Raw genomic sequence first — 5197 nt, 5'->3', positions numbered from 1 at the left:
AAGAAGCAGCTCCGCAAGAGCGTGGACAACCTGCACTTTGACGAGGCGTGGTACGCCTACGCCCGTTTCAGCCCCATGTATGAGAACCACTATGGCATGACGGATGCCGACAATGTGGCCGATCATCCGCCCATTTTCTGCTCGCAGTCCACCCACAAGCTGCTCACGGCCTTTTCACAGGCCTCCATGCTGCACGTAAAGCACGGCACGCATGTGCGGATCAACCGCGATGAACTCAACGAATCCTACATGATGCACGGCTCCACATCGCCGCAATACAACATGATCGCCTCGCTTGATGTAGCCACCAAGATGATGGACGACGACGGCGAGGTGCTGCTGCACGACACCATTGCCGAGGCCGTTCGCATCCGCCGCAAGATCACCCTCATGGAGCGGGAAATGACCGCCAGGGGCGACTGGTTTTTCAGCATGTGGCAGCCCAGAAGGGTTCCTTACCAGAAGGGCATGCATGATTTTCTGGAAGTGCCCGCCGAGTATCTGGCAGAGAACCAGCTTCCCTGGGTGCTGGACAGCGCCAACAACTGGCACGGCTTTGACGATATTGAGCCGGACTACGTCATGCTTGACCCCATCAAGCTGACCTTCATCACGCCCGGCCTTGCGGAAGACGGCACAATGGCGGATATGGGCATTCCTGCTGCCATTGTCACCAACTACCTGATACGGCACCGCGTGGTGTGCGAAAAAACCGACTATTATTCCTTTTTGCTGCTCAACTCCATCGGCACCACCAAGGCCAAGGAAGGGGCGCTCATCTCGGGCCTGCTCAAATTCAAGCAGCTCTATGACGCCAATGCCCCGCTGAGCGTTGCCCTGCCCGATCTCTACGCCGCCTTTCCTGAGACATACAAGGGCGTTGGCCTTAGAGACCACAGCAACGCCATCCACCGCCACTTCCGCGAGCACAAGCTGCTGGACAAGATGCAGGCAGCCTTTCAGGGCATCCCCGATCAGGTCATGCGGCCTGCGGAGGCCTACCATGAAGTGGTGCGCCACAATGTGGAATATGTGGAACTGGCCGACCTGCGCGGGCGCGTCCCAGCTGTCATGATTGTGCCCTATCCGCCAGGCATTCCCGTCATGATGGGCGGCGAAATCATGAACGAGGTTGCGGAACCCATATTTGCCTACCTTGAGGCGCGCCAGAACTTTGAGAATGCCTTTCCCGGTTATGAAAGCGACATCCACGGCGTTGAACGCATAGAACGCGACGGCAAAAAATACTTCAGCGTCTTGTGCGTAAAAAAGTAGCCACACCCGCTGATTTTTGCCCCGAAACGCCGGGGAGCGTTTTTTAACCGCAGCAAAAGGACGGCAGCCATGACTACGCCCGGCACGAAAAAACTTGGCCTTTTCGCCTGCATAACTGTGGTAGCTGGCAACATGATGGGATCTGGCATTGCTCTTTTGCCCGCAAACCTTGCGGGCATCGGCAGCATATCGCTCATCGGCTGGCTTGTGGCCGTGCTGGGCGCCATGGGGCTGGCCTATGTATTTGCACGGCTGGGCATGGAAGACCCGCAGGAAGGCGGCCCCATTGCCTATGCCAGCGAAATCGGGCCGGAGCTGGGCTATCAGACGGGCCTGCTCTATTATCATGCCAACTGGATAGGCAATCTGGCCGTAGCCATAACCGGTGTGGATTATCTTTCGGTATTCTTTCCCGCGCTGGAGCATCCCCTGTGGGCAGGCGTTGCATCTCTGGCCCTCATCTGGATATTCACAGGTGTGAACATTCTTGGCGCGGCCTGGATAGGCAGACTTGTTTCCATTGGGGTCGTCCTGCTGCTGATCCCCGTATTCATCACGGGTACCGTGGGCTGGCTGTATTTTGACCCTGCGGTGTTTTCCGCCAACTGGCTTGCCGGGGGCAAGCCTGCGGGCAGTTCCGTCATGAGCGCCGTTGTGCTTTGCATCTGGAGCTTCATAGGGATTGAAAGCGCCTCGGTAAACACAGCGGTGGTGGAAAACCCCAAGCGCAACATTCCGCTTTCCACCCTCATTGGCACGGCTCTGGCCGGGTTTGTCTACATACTTTCCTGCACGGCCATATCGGGCATGTTTCCCGCAAAGCAGATGGCGGAATCCGGCGCGCCCTTTTCGCTGGCCATGGGCCATATCTGCGCAGGGCTGCCCCTGGCCCATCTGGTGCCGGACATGGTTTCGGCAGTGACCGCCTTTGCCTGCCTGGCCTCACTGGGCTCATGGATAATGCTGGTTTCCAACGCTGGCTGCCGCGCCGCGCAGGACGGCACCCTGCCGCCCATTTTTGGCAGAAAAAACACCAAGGGTCAGCCCGTGGCGGGGCTGATTCTTTCAGCCTGCATGATGAGCGCCATGCTGCTTTTGATGATGGTTGTCAGCCGCTCCGGCGACACTCAGGATCTGTTCAACAGCATTACCAGCGTGGCCGTGCTGCTGACGCTCCCGGCCTATTATTACTCTGCTCTGGCTCTGCTCAAGCGGTATGGCCTGCGCAACCGGGCCGCATGGCTCAAGGTGGCGGCATCGCTCGGCGCATGCATGTTCTGCCTCATCGCCTTTTCCGGCGCGGAAAAAAGCGCCTTGTCCGGCGCTGTCATTGTCATGCTGGGCGCGTTCATTTTCTATGTGGGCAAACCACGTCCTGCCCGCCAGGGATAGCGTATAAAAGACGGCCTTCTCCAGTTCAGGGGAAGGCCGTTTTTGTTCATATCCGAGAATATGCTAGGCGACAGGATGCATTCCGAAACGGTTCCGTCATGCCTCAGGGCTTGAGCATGCGCATGGAATCGGCCTTTCCCGCCACCACAAGAGAGTCGCCCTTGTGCAGAACTGTTGTGGCGGGCGGCACAAAAACAAAGGCGTTTTTTCCCGCCGGACGAATACCCATGACCATGACATTGAACTGCTGTATCAGGTTCAATTCAATGAGGGTTTTCCCATCCCACGCATCCACGCGCAGTTCCTGAATGGCAATGCCGCCGTACTTGGGGATAAGGTCGAGCATGCCGGGGTGGGTCAACTGATGGGCCGCCATGACGGCAGCTTCGGTTTCCGGCACCATGGCGCGGGTAACGTGCAGGCGTTGCAGAATTTTTTTGTGTTCCTCATTGGAGGCTTTGACCCATATCTTGGGGCCGTTCAGCTCCTGCACGTTGAGGGTGATGCTCAGCGACTGCTCCACGCTTTCCCCAACGCTGATCACAACCCAGTCCAGATCCTGCACGTGCAGCGACCGCAGCACGGCAATATTGGTGGCATCGGCCTTGTATACGGTATCCAGCGCTTCTTCCGCCCTTTGCACCCTGGCCTCGGACATATCAATTCCAAGCACGGTATGCCCCAACGACACAAGGGTGGACGCCATGCGCAGGCCAAATTTGCCAAGGCCGATAACGCCGATTTCCAGTTTCTTTTCCGCCATAAATACCTCTCTGACCGTCAGGCCATGACCGGACAAGCCAACCTACCCTATGGGAAGCTGAGCCTCTGCCACGCTGTAGGCCTTTTTTGACCGCAGGCTCTGCACCGCCATAAGCAGGCTCAAAATGCCCACCCGGCCCGCAAACATGCTGAAAATTATGATTCCCTTGCCCGCAGAACTCAAATCCTGCGTCAGATTGACCGAAAGCCCCACGGTGCCGAGAGCCGAAACTTCTTCAAACAGCAGGCGTAAAAAGGGCGCGGCCTGGGTGCCTGCTCCGGCAATAACGTCGCCTTCCGTGATGGCAAGCAGAAAAACAGAAATCCCCACGAGCATGGAGTAGGCAAAAAACAGGGTCAGCGCCCGGCTGACGTTCTCTGCCGAGACACCGCGTCCTTCCAGCACAATCTGGCTGTCGCCCCGGAACTGTGCTGCTATGTAGCCCGCAAGCACACGAAAAGTCACAACCTTGATACCGCCTGCGCACGAACCGGGGCCACCGCCGATAAACATCAGGGCTATCAACACCAGCAATGTGGCATCGCCCAGCACGGCGAGATCAATGGAACTAAAGCCTGCGGTACGCGCCACCACCGAGTGAAAAAACATGGTGATGGCAAGGTCGGCGCATCCATCCACGGTTCTCGGCACGCTTCCCCGCCAGAACTCGATGGCAAACATGGCTGCCCAGCCCACTACTATGAGCATAAGGCTTGTTTTTACCACCAGGCGGCTGTAGCGGCTGAGTCGGCGCACAGGCGCACCCATGCGCCCTCCCGTGCAGATGCCCAGAAATTCCCGCAGCACGCCAAAGCCTAAGCCGCCCAGCACGACACTGGCCGCAATGACGGCATTAACGACCACGTCATCCCGAAAAATCGCCAGGTTGGTTGTGCTCAGGGCAAAGCCTGCGTTACAGAAGGCAGAAACAGCATGAAAAAGGGCGCTGAACGGATAGAAAAAAACAGGGTCATACAACCACAGCAGGAATGCGGCCAAAGCCTCGATGCCAAATACAAGCCCCAGCACCTGCCGCAAAAAAGCAGCGATGCTGAAATCGCCCCAGAGCAGGGCCTGACTCACGGCCTCGCGGCTATTGAAGGGCACGTTATTGCGCCAGAGCAAAAAAATAATGCTGGTGTAGGTCATGACCCCCAGCCCGCCAGTCTGGATGAGGCACAGCAGCACCCCCTTGCCGAAAGGGCTGAGCACCTCGCTTATGTCCAGCGGCGAAAGACCGGTAACGCAGACAGCCGAGGTTGCGAGAAAGCAGGCGTCTATGGGGCTGATGCTCTGGCCCCGGGCCCAGCTCGCAGGCAGACCGAGCAGTACTGACCCCGCAGCGATAACCGCAAGGAATGACAACACCGGCCAGGTGAAGGGACTCAAAAAACGTTTTCTTGCCATGCCTCGTCTATGCCAGCCGGAACAGGTAAATGCAAGGCATGGCAAGGCGGGCTTTACAGCAGATGGCATACAGAGTATTGATCTAACCAGTGCTAGGGGAGCCGCGGATCGCAAGGTTTGGCGGCTGAGAGTGGGATAAACCCAGACCCTATGAACCTGACGCAGTTCGCACTGCCGTAGGGAAGCCGCGGCCACGACGCTGTTCCGCTGCTTGTGGCTTTTTTTTGCGCCCTGCGTCGCAACCCGCGAGGCACAACCATGTCTGCATCTTTTCGTTCGCAGAATTCCGCTCTGAGCGGCCTGCTGGACAAACACCTCACCAATCTGGCCGAGGAAGAACAACTCGCCCCCGAATCCATT

Annotated in this window: 3 protein-coding genes, 1 pseudogene and 1 riboswitch; of the genes and pseudogenes, 2 read left to right on the top strand and 2 right to left on the bottom strand. The window is 57.7% G+C overall.

The genetic code is table 11. The features are described from left to right. Positions 1 to 1275: pseudogene (locus VEZ52_RS01870) on the top strand (hypothetical protein); the annotation flags it as partial. A 69-nt stretch (positions 1276 to 1344) separates the two neighbouring features. After that, positions 1345 to 2667 (top strand): amino acid permease, encoded by a 1323-nt coding sequence (locus tag VEZ52_RS01865; protein ID WP_324835290.1) that lies wholly within the window; start codon positions 1345 to 1347, stop codon positions 2665 to 2667. A 103-nt stretch (positions 2668 to 2770) separates the two neighbouring features. On the opposite strand, the gene VEZ52_RS01860 is transcribed toward VEZ52_RS01865, so the two are convergent. Then, positions 2771 to 3430 (bottom strand): TrkA family potassium uptake protein, encoded by a 660-nt coding sequence (locus VEZ52_RS01860; RefSeq protein ID WP_324835289.1) that lies wholly within the window; start codon positions 3428 to 3430, stop codon positions 2771 to 2773. 42 nt (positions 3431 to 3472) lie between these two features. After that, the gene (locus tag VEZ52_RS01855; protein WP_324835288.1) at positions 3473 to 4837 is read right to left on the bottom strand and encodes a TrkH family potassium uptake protein; all 1365 of its coding nucleotides are present in this window, start codon (positions 4835 to 4837) and stop codon (positions 3473 to 3475) included. Between the two features lie 84 nt (positions 4838 to 4921). Further along, positions 4922 to 5037, top strand: a riboswitch (TPP riboswitch). Positions 5038 to 5197 lie beyond the last annotated feature (160 nt).

Origin of the sequence: Desulfovibrio sp., from assembly GCF_035644575.1 — a bacterium.
Lineage (GTDB): Bacteria > Desulfobacterota > Desulfovibrionia > Desulfovibrionales > Desulfovibrionaceae > Desulfovibrio.
The sequence above is the reverse complement of the archived record's forward strand: the minus strand, read 5'-3'. Positions and strand labels throughout refer to the sequence as shown.